General features: G+C 31.9%; 16 protein-coding genes. 13 read left to right on the top strand and 3 right to left on the bottom strand.

Translation table 11 applies throughout. The annotated features are described in order from the left end of the window. Positions 1 to 17 precede the first annotated feature (17 nt). Positions 18 to 2,981: a tetratricopeptide repeat protein gene (locus EG358_RS09970; RefSeq protein ID WP_076559168.1), complete on the bottom strand. Its 2,964-nt coding sequence runs from the start codon at positions 2,979 to 2,981 to the stop codon at positions 18 to 20. A gap of 252 nt (positions 2,982 to 3,233) precedes the next feature. Here EG358_RS09970 and EG358_RS09965 point away from each other — a divergent pair, with 252 nt between their 5' ends. The 4 genes from EG358_RS09965 to EG358_RS09950 all read left to right on the top strand — a co-directional run bounded on the left by EG358_RS09965 (position 3,234) and on the right by EG358_RS09950 (position 6,645). Next, positions 3,234 to 4,907 carry an APC family permease gene (locus tag EG358_RS09965; RefSeq protein ID WP_076559170.1) on the top strand — a complete coding sequence of 558 codons (1,674 nt, stop codon included), beginning with the start codon at positions 3,234 to 3,236 and terminating at the stop codon, positions 4,905 to 4,907. A 3-nt stretch (positions 4,908 to 4,910) separates the two neighbouring features. Continuing rightward, positions 4,911 to 5,522 carry a hypothetical protein gene (locus tag EG358_RS09960; protein WP_076559173.1) on the top strand — a complete coding sequence of 204 codons (612 nt, stop codon included), beginning with the start codon at positions 4,911 to 4,913 and terminating at the stop codon, positions 5,520 to 5,522. Between the two features lie 301 nt (positions 5,523 to 5,823). Then, positions 5,824 to 6,168 (top strand): DUF962 domain-containing protein, encoded by a 345-nt coding sequence (locus EG358_RS09955; protein WP_076559176.1) that lies wholly within the window; start codon positions 5,824 to 5,826, stop codon positions 6,166 to 6,168. A gap of 129 nt (positions 6,169 to 6,297) precedes the next feature. Continuing rightward, complete coding sequence (locus EG358_RS09950; RefSeq protein ID WP_076559179.1) at positions 6,298 to 6,645, top strand: DUF4377 domain-containing protein; 348 nt, start codon at positions 6,298 to 6,300, stop codon at positions 6,643 to 6,645. Positions 6,646 to 6,700: 55 nt separating this feature from the next. Here EG358_RS09950 and EG358_RS09945 read toward each other — a convergent pair whose 3' ends face one another. Further along, positions 6,701 to 7,639: an SPFH domain-containing protein gene (locus tag EG358_RS09945; RefSeq protein WP_076559181.1), complete on the bottom strand. Its 939-nt coding sequence runs from the start codon at positions 7,637 to 7,639 to the stop codon at positions 6,701 to 6,703. 73 nt (positions 7,640 to 7,712) lie between these two features. Then, a complete protein-coding gene (locus EG358_RS09940; RefSeq protein ID WP_076559418.1) occupies positions 7,713 to 9,068 on the bottom strand; it encodes a deoxyguanosinetriphosphate triphosphohydrolase in 1,356 nt (451 codons plus the stop codon). A gap of 70 nt (positions 9,069 to 9,138) precedes the next feature. Here EG358_RS09940 and EG358_RS09935 point away from each other — a divergent pair, with 70 nt between their 5' ends. The 9 genes from EG358_RS09935 (at position 9,139) to EG358_RS09895 (ending at position 17,828) form a co-directional block, all read left to right on the top strand. After that, positions 9,139 to 9,870, top strand: coding sequence for a DNA-formamidopyrimidine glycosylase family protein (locus tag EG358_RS09935; protein ID WP_076559183.1), 732 nt, complete (start codon positions 9,139 to 9,141; stop codon positions 9,868 to 9,870). Positions 9,871 to 9,926: 56 nt separating this feature from the next. Beyond that, positions 9,927 to 10,553 (top strand): class I SAM-dependent methyltransferase, encoded by a 627-nt coding sequence (locus EG358_RS09930; protein WP_076559185.1) that lies wholly within the window; start codon positions 9,927 to 9,929, stop codon positions 10,551 to 10,553. A gap of 845 nt (positions 10,554 to 11,398) precedes the next feature. Further along, a complete protein-coding gene (locus EG358_RS09925) occupies positions 11,399 to 11,902 on the top strand; it encodes a MepB family protein (protein WP_076559188.1) in 504 nt (167 codons plus the stop codon). A gap of 412 nt (positions 11,903 to 12,314) precedes the next feature. Beyond that, positions 12,315 to 13,034: an AAA family ATPase gene (locus tag EG358_RS09920; protein WP_076559190.1), complete on the top strand. Its 720-nt coding sequence runs from the start codon at positions 12,315 to 12,317 to the stop codon at positions 13,032 to 13,034. Positions 13,035 to 13,128: 94 nt separating this feature from the next. Further along, a complete protein-coding gene (locus tag EG358_RS09915) occupies positions 13,129 to 14,157 on the top strand; it encodes a hypothetical protein (RefSeq protein WP_076559193.1) in 1,029 nt (342 codons plus the stop codon). Between the two features lie 167 nt (positions 14,158 to 14,324). Next, on the top strand, positions 14,325 to 15,110 hold the full coding sequence (locus tag EG358_RS09910) for a GLPGLI family protein (RefSeq protein ID WP_076559196.1): 786 nt from the start codon (positions 14,325 to 14,327) through the stop codon (positions 15,108 to 15,110). Between the two features lie 224 nt (positions 15,111 to 15,334). Next, positions 15,335 to 15,874, top strand: a complete 540-nt coding sequence (locus EG358_RS09905; RefSeq protein ID WP_076559199.1) for a hypothetical protein — start codon at positions 15,335 to 15,337, stop codon at positions 15,872 to 15,874. A 37-nt stretch (positions 15,875 to 15,911) separates the two neighbouring features. Then, on the top strand, positions 15,912 to 16,283 hold the full coding sequence (locus tag EG358_RS09900; RefSeq protein ID WP_076559202.1) for a hypothetical protein: 372 nt from the start codon (positions 15,912 to 15,914) through the stop codon (positions 16,281 to 16,283). Between the two features lie 81 nt (positions 16,284 to 16,364). Further along, positions 16,365 to 17,828: a ligand-binding sensor domain-containing protein gene (locus EG358_RS09895; RefSeq protein WP_076559205.1), complete on the top strand. Its 1,464-nt coding sequence runs from the start codon at positions 16,365 to 16,367 to the stop codon at positions 17,826 to 17,828. Positions 17,829 to 17,924 lie beyond the last annotated feature (96 nt).

Below are 17,924 nucleotides of genomic sequence, written 5' to 3'. Positions count from 1 at the left end.
TGAATACGACAGTACATTTATTTCTTAATTTGTTTTTTTACTTCCTTCGCTTCTGCAACAATTTCAGGGAAATCTGCATAGTTTGAGATAATCTGGTCGCAAGTATAACTCGCCTGATAATTATCTTTCAGACCAATGTAGTTTTTCGCCATCAACACCAATGCTTTTGCACCCCAATAATCTTCTGAAGCGTAATTGTTGGCAATTTTAAAGATCGTTTCATTGGAAGATTTATAAGCTTTCGCTTTGTTTTGATAAAATGCTTTTGCATAGAAAGCTTCAGCCGCAACTTCAGTGTTTGAAGATTTTTCAAGAGCTGTATAGGCCGCTTGTGCATCTTTATCTTTTCCTGAATTCATCAAACTTCTTGCCTTGATCACTTTTGCAGTTTCGATAACTGCTGCAGAGTTTTTATTATTGGCGATTACTGCATCGGCTAATTTTTCAGCTTGTGAGAAATCTTTTTCTTCCGCATACATTTTCATCAACTCAACATTTGCGTAATTTTTAACGTTAATATTCGAAGAGTTTCTGATGTTTTCTAAGTATTTTTTAGCCTCAGCAGAATTTCCTTGTGCAATGTAAATTTGAGAAACTCTTGTTGCTGCATCGTCCTGATAATCATTCTGAACATTTGCAATTTCCTGTAAAACCAATAATGCTTTTGTAGGATTATTGGTCTGGTAATAACTTTCTCCCAACTCATATTTAGCCTGATAAAGGCCTTCTCCTGTTGGATTTTGAGTTAAATATTTTTCGTAATAAGAGATTGCATTTTTGTAGTCTTTCTTGGTGAAATACTGTTTACCTGTTGATAAGTTGATTTCGTCAAATTCAGAAGCGTCGATATTTACACCTATATTTCTTGCGAAATCAGCGTAACCACTAACATCACCATTTTTAGTGAAAACAGGTTTTGCAGCCTGAACAATTTTCTGTGCGTAAGCTGTATTTTTGTATTGTTCACCTAAAGATTTTAATTCAGATAATGCTTTATCACTTTGATTTTGATCAATATAATTCTGCGCTCTGTAAATTGATGCATTTGCCACAAGATCTTTATCGGAAGAAGATTTAATTACTTTTCCGAAGAAATCATTAGAATTGGCAAAATCATTTTGAGCGGCATAAGCAACTCCGATTTCGTATTGTGCATCATCAATATATTCGGAAGCAGGATATTTTGAAATCAATGATTTTAGGTTGGTGATTTTTGCAGCCTGATCCTCTTTAAACCCTAAAGCCAAAGCTTTTTGGTATAAAGTATAGTCTGTTGCGTCTTCATTTTTATCGTAAATCGCGATCGCCTGATCCAAATCATTGTTAGCATAATTAATATCTGCTAAACGAAGTTCTGCATCATTCTTAAACTCAGGTTTCGGATTTTTTAAATATTGCGTAAAATATTGTTCTGCCTGATCGAATTTTTTAGATTTAAAATAAGCATATCCCAAATCATAAGAAAGCTGTTGCTTTTCAGGGAAAGTTTCGTTGGCCAATTTTTCGTAACGCACAATTGCTGAAGGATAATTCCCTTTCTGATAATATACCTGACCGAGCCAATACAAAGCTCTGCTGTGGAATTCTTTATTTAAATCGAATTCTAAGCTTCTTAGGAAATATTTTTCAGCTTCGTCAAAATTACCTTTATTGAATTCTTCCGTTCCCAAAAGGTAAGAGACTTCCTGATCTACTTTATCGGTTTCAGGAGTTGAATTTGGCAATTTATCAATCGCATTCAACGTTTCTTTAAAGTTCCCGGAATACAGATAAGATTTCACCAAAAGGGATCTCATTTCTGCCGTTTTTGCATCATTATTATTAATGGTGATATAATCTTGAATAACTGTTGTCGGACTTTCAAAAGGGTTACCAATATCGTAACTTAATTTTGCGTACTGTTCATGTGCCAGTTTTTTAACACTTTTATCATAATCCATCTGATAAGACGAACGGAATGCCGAAAGTGCTTCCTGCTTTTTCTCAACAGCCAAATAAGCGTTCCCCAATTGATAATAAGCATTCTGAGCCAAAGCCGAATTACTGTTTAACAGTTGGTTGTAATAAGAAACTGCTTCATCATATTTTTTAAGCTGAGCCGCTACAAATCCCATTTCGTACAAATCGTTTTCAGACGGGTTTTGCTGAACACTTAAATAATCTTTCAAATGTGGATAAGCAGAGTTGTAATCATTTTTCATGAAATAAGACTCACCAATGATTTTATGTACTTCTGCTTTATAAGAATCTGAAATATCTTCATTCAACAAAGCATTTCCTTCCGAAATTGCTTTATCATAATCTTTATCGTTGTAATACATCTGCACGTAATACGGACGCACTAATTTTGAATATTTAGGCTGATCTTTTACAGAATCAAAATACTGAAACGCCTGATCATTCTGTCTCTTTGAATAATACAAATGTCCCAACATATAAGCGATATCGCCTTTCTGAGATTCATCAGCAGTTTTGTGAGCTTCTTCCAGTGCATCAATTGCACCTTTAGAATCGCCCATCATAAATTTAGCATAGCCAAGCTTCAGAATATACTGTGTATTTTCTTCCTTGGTCAATTGATATTGATTGACTTTCTTTAAAGTTTTTAAAGCTTCCTCAAAATCTTTTTTAGCTAAATAATAATCTGCCAAAGGTAAATTAGCCTGTGCAAAATAGGCTGAATTAGGATATTCTTTCATGAAAGCTGTCAATCCGTCTTCTGCATGATTTTTCTGAAGAATAACTCCAATTACATTATCAAAAAATTGGGCAGCTTCTTTTTTAGACTGTTCAAGATTCTGATTGTAGAAATACTGTCTTGCATATTCGTATTGAGAAGCATTGTATATTTTGGTCTGATAAAGATTCTGAGCCAGATTAAACCTATAGTTTTCCTTCTGGGTAAAGTATTGAGACTGTTGCGCTTCCGAAACTCCGAAATAGAAAACAGCAGCCGCTAAAAGTATTTTTTTTGATTTCATTAATATCAAATTTAAAAATGGGTAAGCCTTCAAAAATAAGACCAAATGTTTTAATTTTGAGATAAGAATTTATCCACAAATTATCAACGAAAATATCGAAAAGATATTGTATAAACAAGTCTTTTTACATAATGTTAGTATGTGGATTATTTTTTAATATTTATTAACTTTTGAAGAAGAAATATTAAGAAAATATTAATTATTTCACAGAAATAATTACATTTGTTTTTTTCAACTTTATATAAACATTGAATGAATCAACTTTTCAAAAGGAAAACCTATTCAGAGACAGACACATCGACAAATCTTCTAAGAGTTCTGGGAACTTGGGACATTGTATTTTTTGGTATTGCAGCTATTATCGGAGCAGGAAGCTTCAGTAGTTTAGGCGAAGCAGTTTTCAGAGGTGGTCCCGGTGTGATTATTCTCTATTTGATTTGTGGTTTTGCCTGCGGTTTTACTGCTTTGTGCTACGCTGAATTTGCGAGTAGAATTCCTACGGCGGGTTCTGCTTACACCTATGCTTACGCCAGTTTTGGTGAATTGATTGCGTGGGTAATTGGCTGGGCTTTGATTATGGAATATTCTTTCGGAAATATCTATGTTGCTTTCTCATGGTCTGATTATTTTACCAGTTTTCTAGAGCGACTCGGCATGCATATTCCAGATTATCTCACTTGCAGCTATACCGAAGCCAAAAAAGCTTTTACAAATGGTTCTGAAAACAAAGAATTGATCAATGCTTGGACAAATGCACCATTATTAGGAAGTTTAAAATTTATCGTAGATATTCCAGCATTGGTTATTAACGGATTAATTACCTGGCTTTGTTACCGTGGCGTGAAAGAAAGCAAGAACTTCAACAATTCTTTAGTTATCTTAAAACTTGCCGTAATCGTTTTGGTTATTTTAGTCGGCTTTTCATACATCAATACCGAAAACTGGACTCCCGTAAGTCTGGAAACCGGAACTTCTTCTTTTATGCCGAATGGTTTTGCCGGAGTAATGAGTGCAGTTTCAGGAGTTTTCTTTGCCTACATAGGATTTGACGCATTGAGTGTACTTTCTGAAGAAACAAAAGATCCTCAGAAAACCTTACCCAAAGGTATGATTATTTCTCTGGTTCTTTGTACCGTTATTTACATTGCCCTGACTTTAGTGTTAACAGGAATGGTAGATTATAGAAAATTTGACGGTATCGGCGATCCTCTTTCATTTATATTTGAAAAAACAAATGCCAATGTTGCATGGATGGAACTTACCGTTTCTTTCGTGGCGATTGTAGCAATTACTACCGTATTATTGGTTTTCCAGATGGGACAGCCTCGAATCTGGTATGCGATGAGCCGTGACGGATTGATGCCTAAAAAATTCCAGGATGTGCACCCAAAATACAAAACGCCTTCGTTTGCAACGATTGTTACCGGTATTGTGGTGGGAGTTCCTATTATTTTTACCGATAAAAGTTTCATCTTAGACTTTACAAGTATCGGAACTATTTTCGCCTTCGTTTTGGTTTGTGCAGGAGTTTTGATGCTTGCTCCAAAAGAAAAGATTAAAGGGAGATTTCACCTTCCTTATATTAATGGGAAAATAATTTTCCCTGTTATTTTTATCGGTTCATTGGTGGGATTCCATTATTTCCAGCCGGACTTTTTTGATCATTTAATGGAATGGTCTGATCCTAAAGAAGGCGAATTCAAAGCTTCGATTTTCTTTTTCATCTTGATCAATCTTGGGCTTTGTGTTTTAACATTTATTAAAAATTTGTCACTAATTCCATTGATTGGTTTAAGCTCTTGCTTATATCTTCTTACAGGAATGAGCCATGAAAACTGGTTTTATTTCGGAATATGGTTCGCTATCGGTTTAGTAATATATTTCTGTTACGGATATCAGAACAGCAAATTGAGAAATACCAATTAAAAGATGAAATATCTTTTTTGTCTGCTATGTTTAATCATTATCGGATGCAACAAATCTAAAGTTGAATCGGACAATAATGTAATTTCAGAGAAGTTAGAAATAAAGAAGATTCCTTACAAAGAATTTTTAATGTCGATTAATAAAAAGACTGCGGAAGAAAAGAAAAATTATCTGTTTAAATTCATCAACTATGACGTTCCCAATTACTGGATGAGTACACCTTGGTCATTCAACGGAACATCGAGAGAACCCCAGAAAAGCACGATTGCCTGCGGATATTTTGTAACCAATACGCTTACTGATTTCGGTTTTGATATCAACAGAACATATTTAGCACAGCAAGCTTCATCGGTAATGATCAAAAAGCTTTGTAAAAACATTAAATATTTTTCTAGCAGAGAAGATTTAGAGAAATATATTTTAAGTGAAAATAAAAATCAGGTTTATATTGTTGGTCTAGATTTTCACACCGGTTTTATTACAAGAGATAATAAAGACACCTATTTTATTCATTCTAATTATATCAAAAATAAAGCTGTCGTAAAAGAATTAACGCAAGCATCGCAAGCTCTTAATGCTTCTAAAACTTTTATGATTGGAACTTTAAATTATTGAAATTTTAGTAAATGATATTAATTTTCAACGCAAAAGGTATTCAAAAATTTTTATTGTTTTTTGAATCATTACAGTAATTAAGTTTTTACGGACAATTATCATTTTGATTTATTGAAATTCAGCAAGGTGAGTCATTAAACATACTGCTGAAATCAATTTATTGGTTCTAAATCATTCCTAAACCTTTAATTTTCTTAATGTTTTAAAATGTAATGTAAATAATCAAATTACTCTTTTTTAACACAGTACTATTTGGCGAAATTATTGCTAACGTTCTTTAAGAACTTTAAACTATCAAGCCATGTCTGAAAGAATAAAAACATACGACGAATTCTATGAGTTTTACCTTGGCGAACATAAAAAACTCGGAACAAGGATTTTTCATTTTCTTGGAATCTTATGTGTATTTATCGTCATAGGATTTGTATTATATACCGGTAAAGAACGGTTCTTGTGGTATATTCCAATTTTCGGGTATGGTTTTGCCTGGCTGAGTCACGCTTTTATTGAAAGAAATAAACCGGCAACGTTTAAGTATCCGCTTTGGTCTTTATTGTCTGATTTTAAACTTTTTTTTGAGCTTTTAATAGGGAAACAAAAATTTAATGGAAATAATTCTGACTTAACAAAAGGTGAGAAGTATTAAATATTTAATGATATAATTTTAAAGTCTAAATCTTAAGAAAAGCCTATTAATTTACTTCTATTATCTTGTATCTATTTAGAAATTTCTTCGGCATCAAACTTGCAATGCAACCTCAAAATATATGAACTTATGAAAAATGTAACTCTCTTTCTAAAAGGAACTTTTACAATATTATCTTTTTTAATTTTATCGCAATGTAAGCCGATGCCAAACTCGACATCAGACAATGAAAAAACATTTATTGTAGGTCCCGAAACAGCAGATTGTACAGGAGTAGCACCTATGAAATGTCTTCAGGTAAAAGAAAAAGAATCTGATACTTGGCAGAATTTCTACACCAACATTGAAGGTTTCACTTACGAACCGGGATATGAATATGTTTTAAAAGTGAGAACAGAGAAAATTGAAAACCCGCCAATGGATGCTTCCTCAATCAAATATACTTTGATAAAACAGGTTTCTAAAACCAAGAAATGACAAAAAATCCCCTTCAATTATTGTTGAAAGGGATTTGTATTTTAGAATGCTTATTCTATTCCTGAAGTCCTCTATTTTGAGGAGGATTAGGCATTTGAGGTTTAGAATATTCCTCCATTTTTTGAGTTGCCGCCATAGAGACTACCAAATCATTCAACATAGTACTCGCTGCTGTAGGAGAATTGGGCAGTAAAACCAAATTACTTCTATTATTAGCCCCAATAGAATTCAAAGTATCATAATGCTGTGTAACCACGATTAATGCAGAAGCTTCCTGCGCATTGATATTGGCTGCATTCAGCATTTTCACAGATTCTTCCAGACCTTTTGCAATTTCTCTTCTTTGATCTGCGATACCTTGTCCCTGAAGTTTTTTAGATTCTGCTTCAGCTTTTGCTACAGCAACAATTCTTATTCTTTGTGCTTCAGATTCGTATTCTGCGGCAGTTTTTTCACGTTCTGCAGCGTTGATTCTGTTCATAGCGTGTTTTACCTGTTCGTCCGGATCAATATCAGTTACCAAAGCTTTGATAATATCATATCCATAACTCTGCATCGCTTCCTGTAATTCACTTTTTACAGCAATTGCAATATCATCTTTTCTTACGAAAACATCGTCTAATTTCGTCTTTGGAACTTCTGCTCTTACTACATCAAATACATAAGAAGTGATCTGATTTTCAGGATTTTCAAGACGATAATATGCATCTTTTACATTTTCTCTGATTACTTGATACTGCACAGAAACTTTCATTTTGATAAAAACATTATCTAAAGTTTTAGTATCAATAATAACATCAAGCTGCTGAATTCTAAGATTGAGACGTTTTGAGATCTGATCCAGAAAAGGAATTTTCAAATGTAAACCAGCATGGCTCACTTTTAAAAACTTCCCTAATCTTTCTACAACAGCGGCAGACTCCTGTTTTACCGTAAAGAAAGAGGCAAATAATGTGACCAGTCCAAAAAAGACCAAAATACCTAAATACACCATATAGTTTTTATTTTAATAATTAGTTGATAAGATACAATATTCCACAGTATAAATCAAATTAAAATGAGTAATTCTACATCGTCATTCCGATATCAATACCTTTTATTTTTCGGTAAAGATCTGTTGCATAATTATCGGTCATTCCAGAAACAAAATCAATGACACCAAGAACTTTCTGGTAATCACTTCCTTCTTCGTAAATAAACTGTTTCGGAATTAGTTTTAAAGCTTTTGTATCATAAGATTTGATTTTATCTTCAGACTTTAAAATTGACGGAATAAAATGATCAAGCAATTCGTACATTACGTTGTAGCCAGCATTTTCAATCTCCACAACTGCTTTATGATTGTATATTTTCTCTACCGAAAAGCTTTCAATATCCTGTAAAGCCTTATTTTCACTTTTATAAATGTCAAGCAATGCTTTGTCAAGATTTCCCTCAAGAATTTTATCAAAATTTTGCTTGTACATTGAGATCGATTTATTAATCAAAGCATTAATAACTTTTGCTCTTAAATAAGAAATTTTTTCATTGTCATTTCCTATAGAATCAAGCTTTCTTTTTACTCTGTCAACATCATCAGTTTCTGATTTTACCAATTCAAAAAATAAGTTTGTACAATCAGCCGTTGAAACAATGCCCAATCTGTGTGCATCTTCCATATCGATAATATTATAGCAAATATCATCGGCAGCTTCTACCAGCCAAACGAAAGGATGCCTTTTGAAAATATAAGGTTCTTCGCTTTCTGAGATTAAGTTTGTGCCTTTTGCAATTTCAAGAAAAATCTCTTTTTCATTCTGAAAAAAACCGAATTTCTTTCTGTGTATAATTCCTTTTTTCTTGGCAATTGCTTCACAAGGGTATTTTGCAATGCTCGCCAAAGTGGCAAACGTCAACTGGGTTCCACCGGCATCTTTCCCGTTTTGCTGCTGAGCTAAAACCCGAATCGCATTGGCATTTCCTTCGAAATTGACCAAATCAGCCCATTCTTTTTCGTTGAATTTAGGTTTAAGATCATTTTCATTTCGGTCAAAATAACTGGCAATTGCATCTTCTCCCGAATGTCCGAAAGCAGGATTTCCCACATCATGACAAAGACATGCTGCAGCAATTACATTTCCTAAATTATGATTATAAAAATTCTTTGATTCTTCTGTAAGGTCACTTTTATAATGCTCCGCAATAAACTCACCGATCACACTTCCCAAACTTCTTCCCACAGAAGAAACTTCTAAAGAGTGCGTCAATCTATTGTGTACAAAAACACTTCCCGGGAGCGGGAAAACCTGTGTTTTATTTTGTAGTCTTCTGAAAGCTGAAGAGAAAATAATACGATCAAAATCTCTCTGAAAATCTGTTCTTGAAGCAATTGTATTTGGATTGTTTCCGGTACGTTGACTGGTAAAAATCTGGTTCAAATTCATCATTTTCCAAAATTAATTCAATTTTTACTTTTAAAGGAATAATATTTGAACTTTTGTTGAAAACTATACGATGCCCGAAGGTCCTACTATTGTTCTGATGAAAGAAGATCTGCAAAAATTTGTAGGCGAAAAAGTAATGGATGTTGACGGAAGCGAAATTCCAAAAGAATCCGAAGTAAAAGGAGAAATTTTAAGAGAAATAAAAACTTTCGGAAAACAAACATATTTGATTTTCGATAAAATTATATTTAAAATTCATCTGATGATGTTTGGTTCTTACAGTTTATATGAAAGGAAAGATATTGATACCCTAAAGCTTGGGTTAAAATTTAAAGATGGCGGAATGTACTTTTATACTTGTGTAGTAAAAATAGTGGATGAAAGCCATTTAAATAAAATCAATTGGGAAGCTGATGTGATGAGCAGAAAATGGAATCCCGAAAAAACCGAAAAAACTTTGGTTGAAAATTCTAAAATGATGATTTGTGATGCTTTGATGAATCAGGATATTTTCTCAGGTGTCGGAAATATTATTAAAAATGAAGCTTTGTTAAGAGCCCGAATTCATCCCGAAAGCCTGATTGGCAAATTACCATCAAAGAAACTGAAAGAAATTATTGAAGAAGCCAGAAATTACAGTTTCGATTTTAAGAAGTGGAAGAAAGCAAATGTTCTGAGCAAAAATTTTAAGATTTATCATCAGAAAAACTGTCCGATATGTGGCGCTGAAGTTATTAAAAAAGATACCGGAAAAAGTAAACGTACCAGCTTTTTCTGTGAGAATGACCAGAAATTGTATTAAAAGTCATTTTTAAGAGCTAGAATTTTTCTAACTTTATAGAACATTAATTTCTTGAAATGACCGACAATAAATGGCTTGACCGATGGAACGAAAGATATAGCAATGACGAATTTGCCTACGGAACCCAACCCAACAACTACCTAAAAGATCAACTTCAAAAACTGGAAACAGGCTCTATTCTTTTTCCAGCAGAAGGTGAAGGAAGAAATGCCGTTTTTGCTGCTCAGCTCGGATGGGAGGTTTACGCATTTGATATCAGCGCTGAAGGAAAAAACAAGGCTTTGCATCTGGCAGAAATCAATAATGTAAGGATAAATTATCAGGTAGGGGAATTGCAAACATTGAATTTTCAAAAAGAGCAGTTTGATGCAATTGCACTGATCTATGCACATTTTCCTGCAAATTTGAAATCATCAATCCATAAACTGCTAGATACCTATTTACGTAAAGAAGGTTATATTATTTTTGAAGCTTTCAGTAAAAAACATCTTGACTTTGTATTAAAAGATGAAAAAGTTGGCGGTCCAAAAGATATAGAATCTTTATTTTCAATTGAAGAAATCAAAGCAGATTTCCCAGATTACGATATTATAGAACTATCAGAAACTAAAATAGAACTTAATGAAGGTCTTTTTCACAACGGAACCGGCTCCGTCATTCGATTTTTGGGAAAGAAAAAATAATATACTTTTTAGTCAGACCAACCGACCACAAAGATTATTTAATCTTATTTTTTAGAAGTTTGGTGAAGACACAACCATTCATCATGTCAATTTTTGGTATTAATCTTCAGTATAAATACAATTTTAGACTGCATCAAATCAATTCCTTTCTAATCGGGAACTCCTTTTGACCGAAATTCTAACGGAACGTAAATCAAAGTCAAACACTACTTTACATATTTTCGCACAAAATCTCGTTGATTCCTATCTGCTGAAGTTTCACATTCTATTAACATAGAAACTCCTCTATCCTATTCATATAATTAAAACGAAATAAAAAAAATTGATGACCAATTGATCATCAGTAAAGACGATTTTAACAATTGCTATGCATCACTTGCTATTCGCTTGATATTGTCAATATGAAAATAAGAAATACAGAAACATTAATAAATTGATAATTTTTTAATTATAATACAATTTAAAAACAACCAAATTTAACGCAAAATTAATAATCAAGAAACCTTAAAAGTTTTAAAATCACATCCACAGATACATAAAACACTGATAAACATCATAATAATTCAATTTGGCACATCATTTGAAAGTCGTAATATTGCATTATAAAATTCGCAATAAAAAATAAATAAATTAAAAATTCAAAAATTATGATCGCTTACATTGGTATCGCAACATGTGCAATTCTTGTTACTTCTTATTTTGTAACTGCTAGAAGAGAAGGGAACTAGTTTTTAATTAAAACATTCCTCTATTTAACAAATTTCAATTAATATTTTTTTATGTTTACAGTTTAAAACTGTCGCTCTTCTACTCAACCGGAGTAGAAGAGCTGAAAACATAAAACTATGATTGCACCACTCGAGAAACTTCAAGAATTACTATTTTCTAATCTCAGTCTGGTCATTTCCAATTTACATCAGGAGCAGGAATGCAAAGAATATTTCGGATGTAATTTTCAACTCAACTCCTTTCAAATTAAATTCAGAAAAGCCAAAGTAACACCGACAAAAATTGGTCAGTTTGTCACTTTATGGAAAAGAAATTCTATTTCTAGAGAAACAGAGCCTTTCACTTCTGAAGATCCTTCAGACTTTTACTTAATCTTAACTGAAACATCTGAAAATTTCGGGTTTTTCCTTTTTACAAAAGATAGTTTGATTAAAAATCAAATTCTCAGCTCAGGTTACAAAGATGGAAAACGAGGTTTCAGAGTTTATCCGAATTGGGATATTCCACAAAACAAACAGGCAACGAAAACTCAAAACTGGCAAACTCAATTTTTTATAGATTTTGCTGATGAAAATTATGTTCATATGTTTGAATCTATTTTAAAATCGAGAATCTTATAGAGAAATACAACTGATTAAACCCGTTATGCATTTTGCGATGTCTTTTATGATTGATATTTAAGCAATTGTATTTCTTTGTTAAATGAAATGCCTTTATTTATTGTTTATTGTAAAAACTTTGTCTGTCTTGGCGGTTAAAAAAACGCAATGATATACAAAGAGTTTAAATAAAAAACTGAAATAAGCCGTTTCACTTGTTTTCGAAAGACAAAGATTCAAAAATCAAAACTATTAAATATTTTCTCGCAGATTTTTCGGATTGAGCAAATTTAAAATGCTTTAAAATAAATCTCACCTAATTTGCAAGATTTTAAGTAAATAAAAAGAAGAAATTGTTTTTCAAATACATTTAAACTGGCTTGAAAATTCTAAATCACTTATCTTTGCAGATTAATATTAATGTTCAAGAAATATGAATCTGTACAATCTCATTATTCAGGATAAAGAAGCTGTAACGCTGGATGAAGTTTATCTTGAACCTCAAAATAAGCAACAATTTGTACAGCTCATAAAAGAACACACTTACATCAAAGAACTTCAGGAATACGGACTTCCCGTCAATAATAAAATCCTTCTGGAAGGAAGCTCAGGCTGCGGAAAAACAATGACCGCAAAAGCAATCGCCAATGCTTTAGGAAAAAGTATTATCATCTTAAATCTGAGCAATATTGTTTCATCTAGGATTGGGGAAACTTCTCAAAACATCAAAATGATCTTTGACAAAGCTGCAAGAGAAAGATCGGTTCTTTTTCTGGACGAGCTGGACCAAATCGGAAAAGCCCGTGGAAGTGACGATAAAGATGTTGGCGAAATGCGAAGACTCGTTAATACTTTGATTCAACTGATTGATTATTATCCCGAAAATGCACTTTTATTGTGCGCTACCAATCACGCAGAAATTATTGATACCGCCATTATCAGACGTTTTCAGTTAAAGATCAATTACACCATGCCTTCAAAAGATTTTCTTGATGAATATTACGATCATGTTTTATCTCAGTTTCCCGAAGACTTAAGAGATATTGAAAGAAAGTATGAAATTTCGTTTGCAGAAGCGAAGGATTATACTTTTACGGTGGTGAAAGGGAATTTGATTGAGAAGCTGGAAGCCAAAAACTCAATACTTCTATAAATATTGAGATAAAGATTTTTCTTTCAAGGTTGATTTAAAATTGTTTTGGAATAATAATTATATTACTTTAGCGTAATTAGTTTGAATTGACGCAATGCGTGAAGCTAAAAGTTATCTGCCATATTATACCGACACTATGCAAAGACAAACAATAAAGACAAATAATTTATCGACGCTAACTTGGTCAAACGATTACTTAATCGATTGGGCAAATTCAGGTAGACAGTATTTTGCAGATGGACAAGTAAAAGAACTTGGAAGATATTATTTCGCTTTTTCGTTTGACAGTGCAATAACTTCAGAAGATGGAATATATTCAGTCATTTATAAAAAACTTGGAACAAAAGGACTTTTACTTAAAAATGGACAAATTTTACGGGAAATCAATCGTTCTTATTATCACGCAGAAGTTTATGAGTATCCTATTGCATTTGCTAAACTTAAGGACGGCAGAAACATTTTAATTCATTGTCCAGAAGAATATTGTAGGCTTGACTTCGAAGAAGTTGAAACAGGCAACTTTTTGACAAATCACATTGTCAGAAAACCATCTGACTTTTTTCATTCAAGATTAGAAGTTAGCCTTGATAATAAAACACTGTTAAGCAAAGGTTGGGCTTGGCATCCATATGACTTTATTGAAGTATTTGACATTGAAGAATGTATTCATAATCCACTTGCTTTGGACAAAAGCAAACATAATCCTGATGTTGACGCTGAAATTTGTTCCGCAAGTTTTATTACAAATGACTTGGTTTTAATTGGGTCACCTAATGACACAGAACCATTCAACCACGACCCATCTGACAAACTTAAAAATGGACAAATTGGGATTTGGAATATTAAAACCAACGAAGTAACAGAAATAATTCAACCAAATTTTACTACTGGCGGACACTTGACGGCAATAGATGAAACATTTGCTTGGGACTTATACGAAAATCCCAAAATTATCAATTTCAAAACTGGTGAAATTGTAGATGAGCTGAAAGATATACAATCAGGCAATCAAGTTTCTTCAATCATTCATCATCTTGACAACTTGCCGAGAATAGCTTTTAACAGAAAGACAAAACAAGTTGCGATAAGTAAAGACAATAAAATTGAGATACTTACAAAATAAAAATACGGCAGGTAACAAGGGTTTTGCAATAGTGGGCCGAAACTGCAAAGTTCAACGGTTGTTCTTCTATTGAACTTTTGTACAAAACTGAAGATTTGTGCTTCGACTGCCCACCATCGCAAAGCCCCGAAACGTTAGCAAAAAATTTAAGCAACCACTCGTCACAAATGAAATTTATTATAATTTTTCTTGGAATTTCTACATTTTGCTTCCCGCAAAAAATAAGTTTTATTTACGAAACAAAATACAAACTGAATTTAGAAAATCCAGATGATGTTTATTCCCAGAAGATGATTTTGGATTTTAAAAATAATATTTCAATTTTTAGAGATTCACTAGACAAAAAAAATGATTCAATAAAGTTGAATAATGGAAACGGAAGGTATAATATGGGCGTTGAAAACAAACTCTATGTCAAAAAGAATCTTGCTCAAAAAAGAATTGAAAAAGTAATTACTTATCTGGGAACAGATTATCTTCTTCCAGTTGAGGAAATATTAAATTGGAAAATAACTTCGGAACAGAAACTCATTGGAAAATATAAATCTCAAAAAGCAGAAACAAATTATGGAGGAAGAAACTGGATTGCTTGGTTTACTTCAGAATTACCTTTTGCAGATGGTCCCTATATTTTCAGTGGTTTACCCGGATTAATCGTTTCTATTCAAGATTCAAACAATGAATATTCATTTAATTTGATAGAAGTCAAGAAAGGCGGGAATATTTTTGACGCACGAAAAAAAACAATAAAAATTGATTGGAAAAAATATGAAGTACTTGCCAAATCATATTTTAATGATCCATTTGATATAAATTCAAAAGGTTGGAAAACAGCTACATTTACCGATCCAAAAGGTAATACAGTGGATATTTCTGTAAAAAATAAAGAAATACAGAATAGTATTTTGCTAAAAAATAATCCTATTGAGTTAAATCATAAAATAAACTATTAACAAAAATTCTGCTAGCATTGTATTGTCAAATGCGGGGTTAAATTCTACATTGAAATATTCAAATATTTAGCAGCTGCGCTACTTTTCATATGGTTTTTTCACTAATTTTAACAAGGCGAAAAAACATAGGCTTTACGCAGTTCTGAATTGAACTTTCAGTTAAATCTAGCATCTCGCTAATACTTTTTCCGTTAGCCTCAATTTTTATCAATCCACCGTAAATAGTGAAAGAACTTACAATTAAATATAATAAATTAAAAGTTTTAAAATACTTGACTTTATCAATAATTCTAATAGTAATTTTTGGTTTAATAACAATAAATTATGAATATTTAGCTTATAGACCACCTTCATCATCTGGAAGACATCAATGGGTTGGAAAATTATTTTATGAAAGAGAAAACTTGTTATTAGGAATTTCTTTATTTCTGAACTTGCTTTTTTTAGTTCTTTTAGTTGACTCATTGAGTATGTTAATCCGAGGAAAGCTTGAACTTACGAAAGTAAACGGAATTATTTATAAAAACGGAAAATATTTTGTCGAACAAAAAGATATAAAGAAAACCGCATTATTCGATAATAGCAATAATTCTTCAATACTAATTTATTTAAAGTCATTAAATAATGTAATATCGAAACGTGAAACAAAACTTGATCAATTTTTAGTAAAAGGATTTTTATTAATTAATAGAAATAAAATTCAAATAAGATTAAGTTTTCTGGAAAATAGCAAAAAAACTATGAAAATATCCGTGAATTTTTAAAACAATAAAAAACTACAGCTAACATAAGCTTTACAAAATGAAACCAATCTATCTATTCTCGCTTTTGACAATACTTTTTTCCTGTACCGAAAAATATACCGGAGAAGTTAGTTTTAAATCTTGTAAAATCAAGTATGATGTTTTAGATGAAAAAGTGGAATTTAAAGTAGACGGACAACATATGGTCGGTAATCAATGGAGGCTTGAATCTGCACAACAAGAATTGGCACTTTGTCTTTGTGAAAAATATTTACAAAATCCGGATAAAGAAACTAAAGATAAAATTTTAGAGATCTACAATGGTGATTTTAAATATTATGACAGACAGATTAGCTTTAAACCCTTTGATTTTGATTCAATCCTAAAAGACAGAAAAGAAATTTTTAATTATAGAATTTTAGTTGATTAAACATATAAAATTTATATTTGATCAATAAAAATTTAAAAACTAAATGATATTATTACCCACGAAAATAGAAAACTAAACTAGATGAAAAGAACAATTTTAATTTTATCGACTGCTTTCGCAGTAAACCTGAATGCTCAAAATCTTTTTCCTGTAAAATTAGACAACTGTAAAACAGATAAGTTTTGCCTTGATTGTGGAGATGTAAAAGCCGGATATAATGAAGAGGACTTTTTGCAATTACAAAATGAACTTCAAGAATCTTTAAATTTAAAAGGCTTAAAAGGTGCTATTAAATTTCAGATACTTGTTGATTCAAAAGGAAAAGCTTGTGTTCTAAGCCATACAGACCAATTAAAAAACCCAATTACTTTAAAGATTATTGAAAAATTAAATAAATTGAAAAACTGGTCACCTGCAATTACAGCTGGAAAAAAGGAGGAAAAGTCTTCAATTAATTTAATTTTCACCATCAATGAAAACAAAATCAAAGGGAATGTAGAAAGAGTTGATGTCAAAGCTTTTACAAAATCTTTTGACAGACCTGCAAATCCTGAAATATTCAATAAAACTTATAATTATAAAAATGAAAATCTAAAAAATTATAAGATAACATCTTGGAACTCCAAAAACTCTAATCTTCCAAATAATATGAATGATCATATTGCAATTGATAAAAGTGGATTAATTTGGTTAACTGCAGATGAAAGTTTGGTCACTTTTGATGGCAAAGATTTTAAAAATGCAGAGCAAAACATTACCGATAAAGGAAAATTCTTTTCATATTATGCCCTTGCTTCGGATAATGACAATGTAAAATGGGTTGCAGCAACCAACAACATTTATAGTTTTGATAATGATAAATGGACAAAATATGATCCTAAAGAAATCGGCATTGACGGAGCCTACGAAATAATTAACAATCCAAAAACTGGTGAAGTATTTTTCTGTTCTGATGAAGGCTTAACAATTTTCAAAAACGGGCAATGGTCAAATATCAATAAAAGTAAAATTAAAGAATTTCCTTCCGACAGAGTAACTTTCGCAAAAAGGGATTCTAAAAACAGAATCTGGATTGGAACTTTTAGCGGAACGGTAATGATCGATGAAAATGGAAAAGCTACAAATTTTGAAAATACTTCGACGGTATTAAAAGGCAAATGTATTACCTCAATGGATGAGGATGAAAATGGTAATCTATACTTTACGTTATATGAGTTTAACTCTAAAGAAAAAGGACAGGTAAATAGGAATGAAGGTTTTGCAATTAGAAATACTGATGGAACGTTTAAACAGTACACAACAGAAAACTCAGGCATCCCTTTTAACCATACAAACTGTATTCTTTACGACAAAACTGATAAAGTAGTGTGGATATCAACCGACAGAGCAGGATTAATAAGATACGATCTAAAAGATGGATGGGAAAATTATCATAATCAAAACTCAGATATTCCAACTTCATACATCTCAACTATGACATTTGATGAGAAAGGAAATCTTTATTTAGCGACTAGACAAGGATTGGTAAAGATCGAAAAAAAGTAAAATTATTGTAAACATTTTGATTCAAGGTTGAAAATGTAAAAGCGGTCAAAATACTTAAACAAAAAAAAGGATTTCAAAAATTTGAAATCCTTTTTA

It is taken from the genome of Chryseobacterium indoltheticum (genome assembly GCF_003815915.1).
Lineage (GTDB): Bacteria > Bacteroidota > Bacteroidia > Flavobacteriales > Weeksellaceae > Chryseobacterium > Chryseobacterium indoltheticum.
The sequence above is the reverse complement of the archived record's forward strand: the minus strand, read 5'-3'. Positions and strand labels throughout refer to the sequence as shown.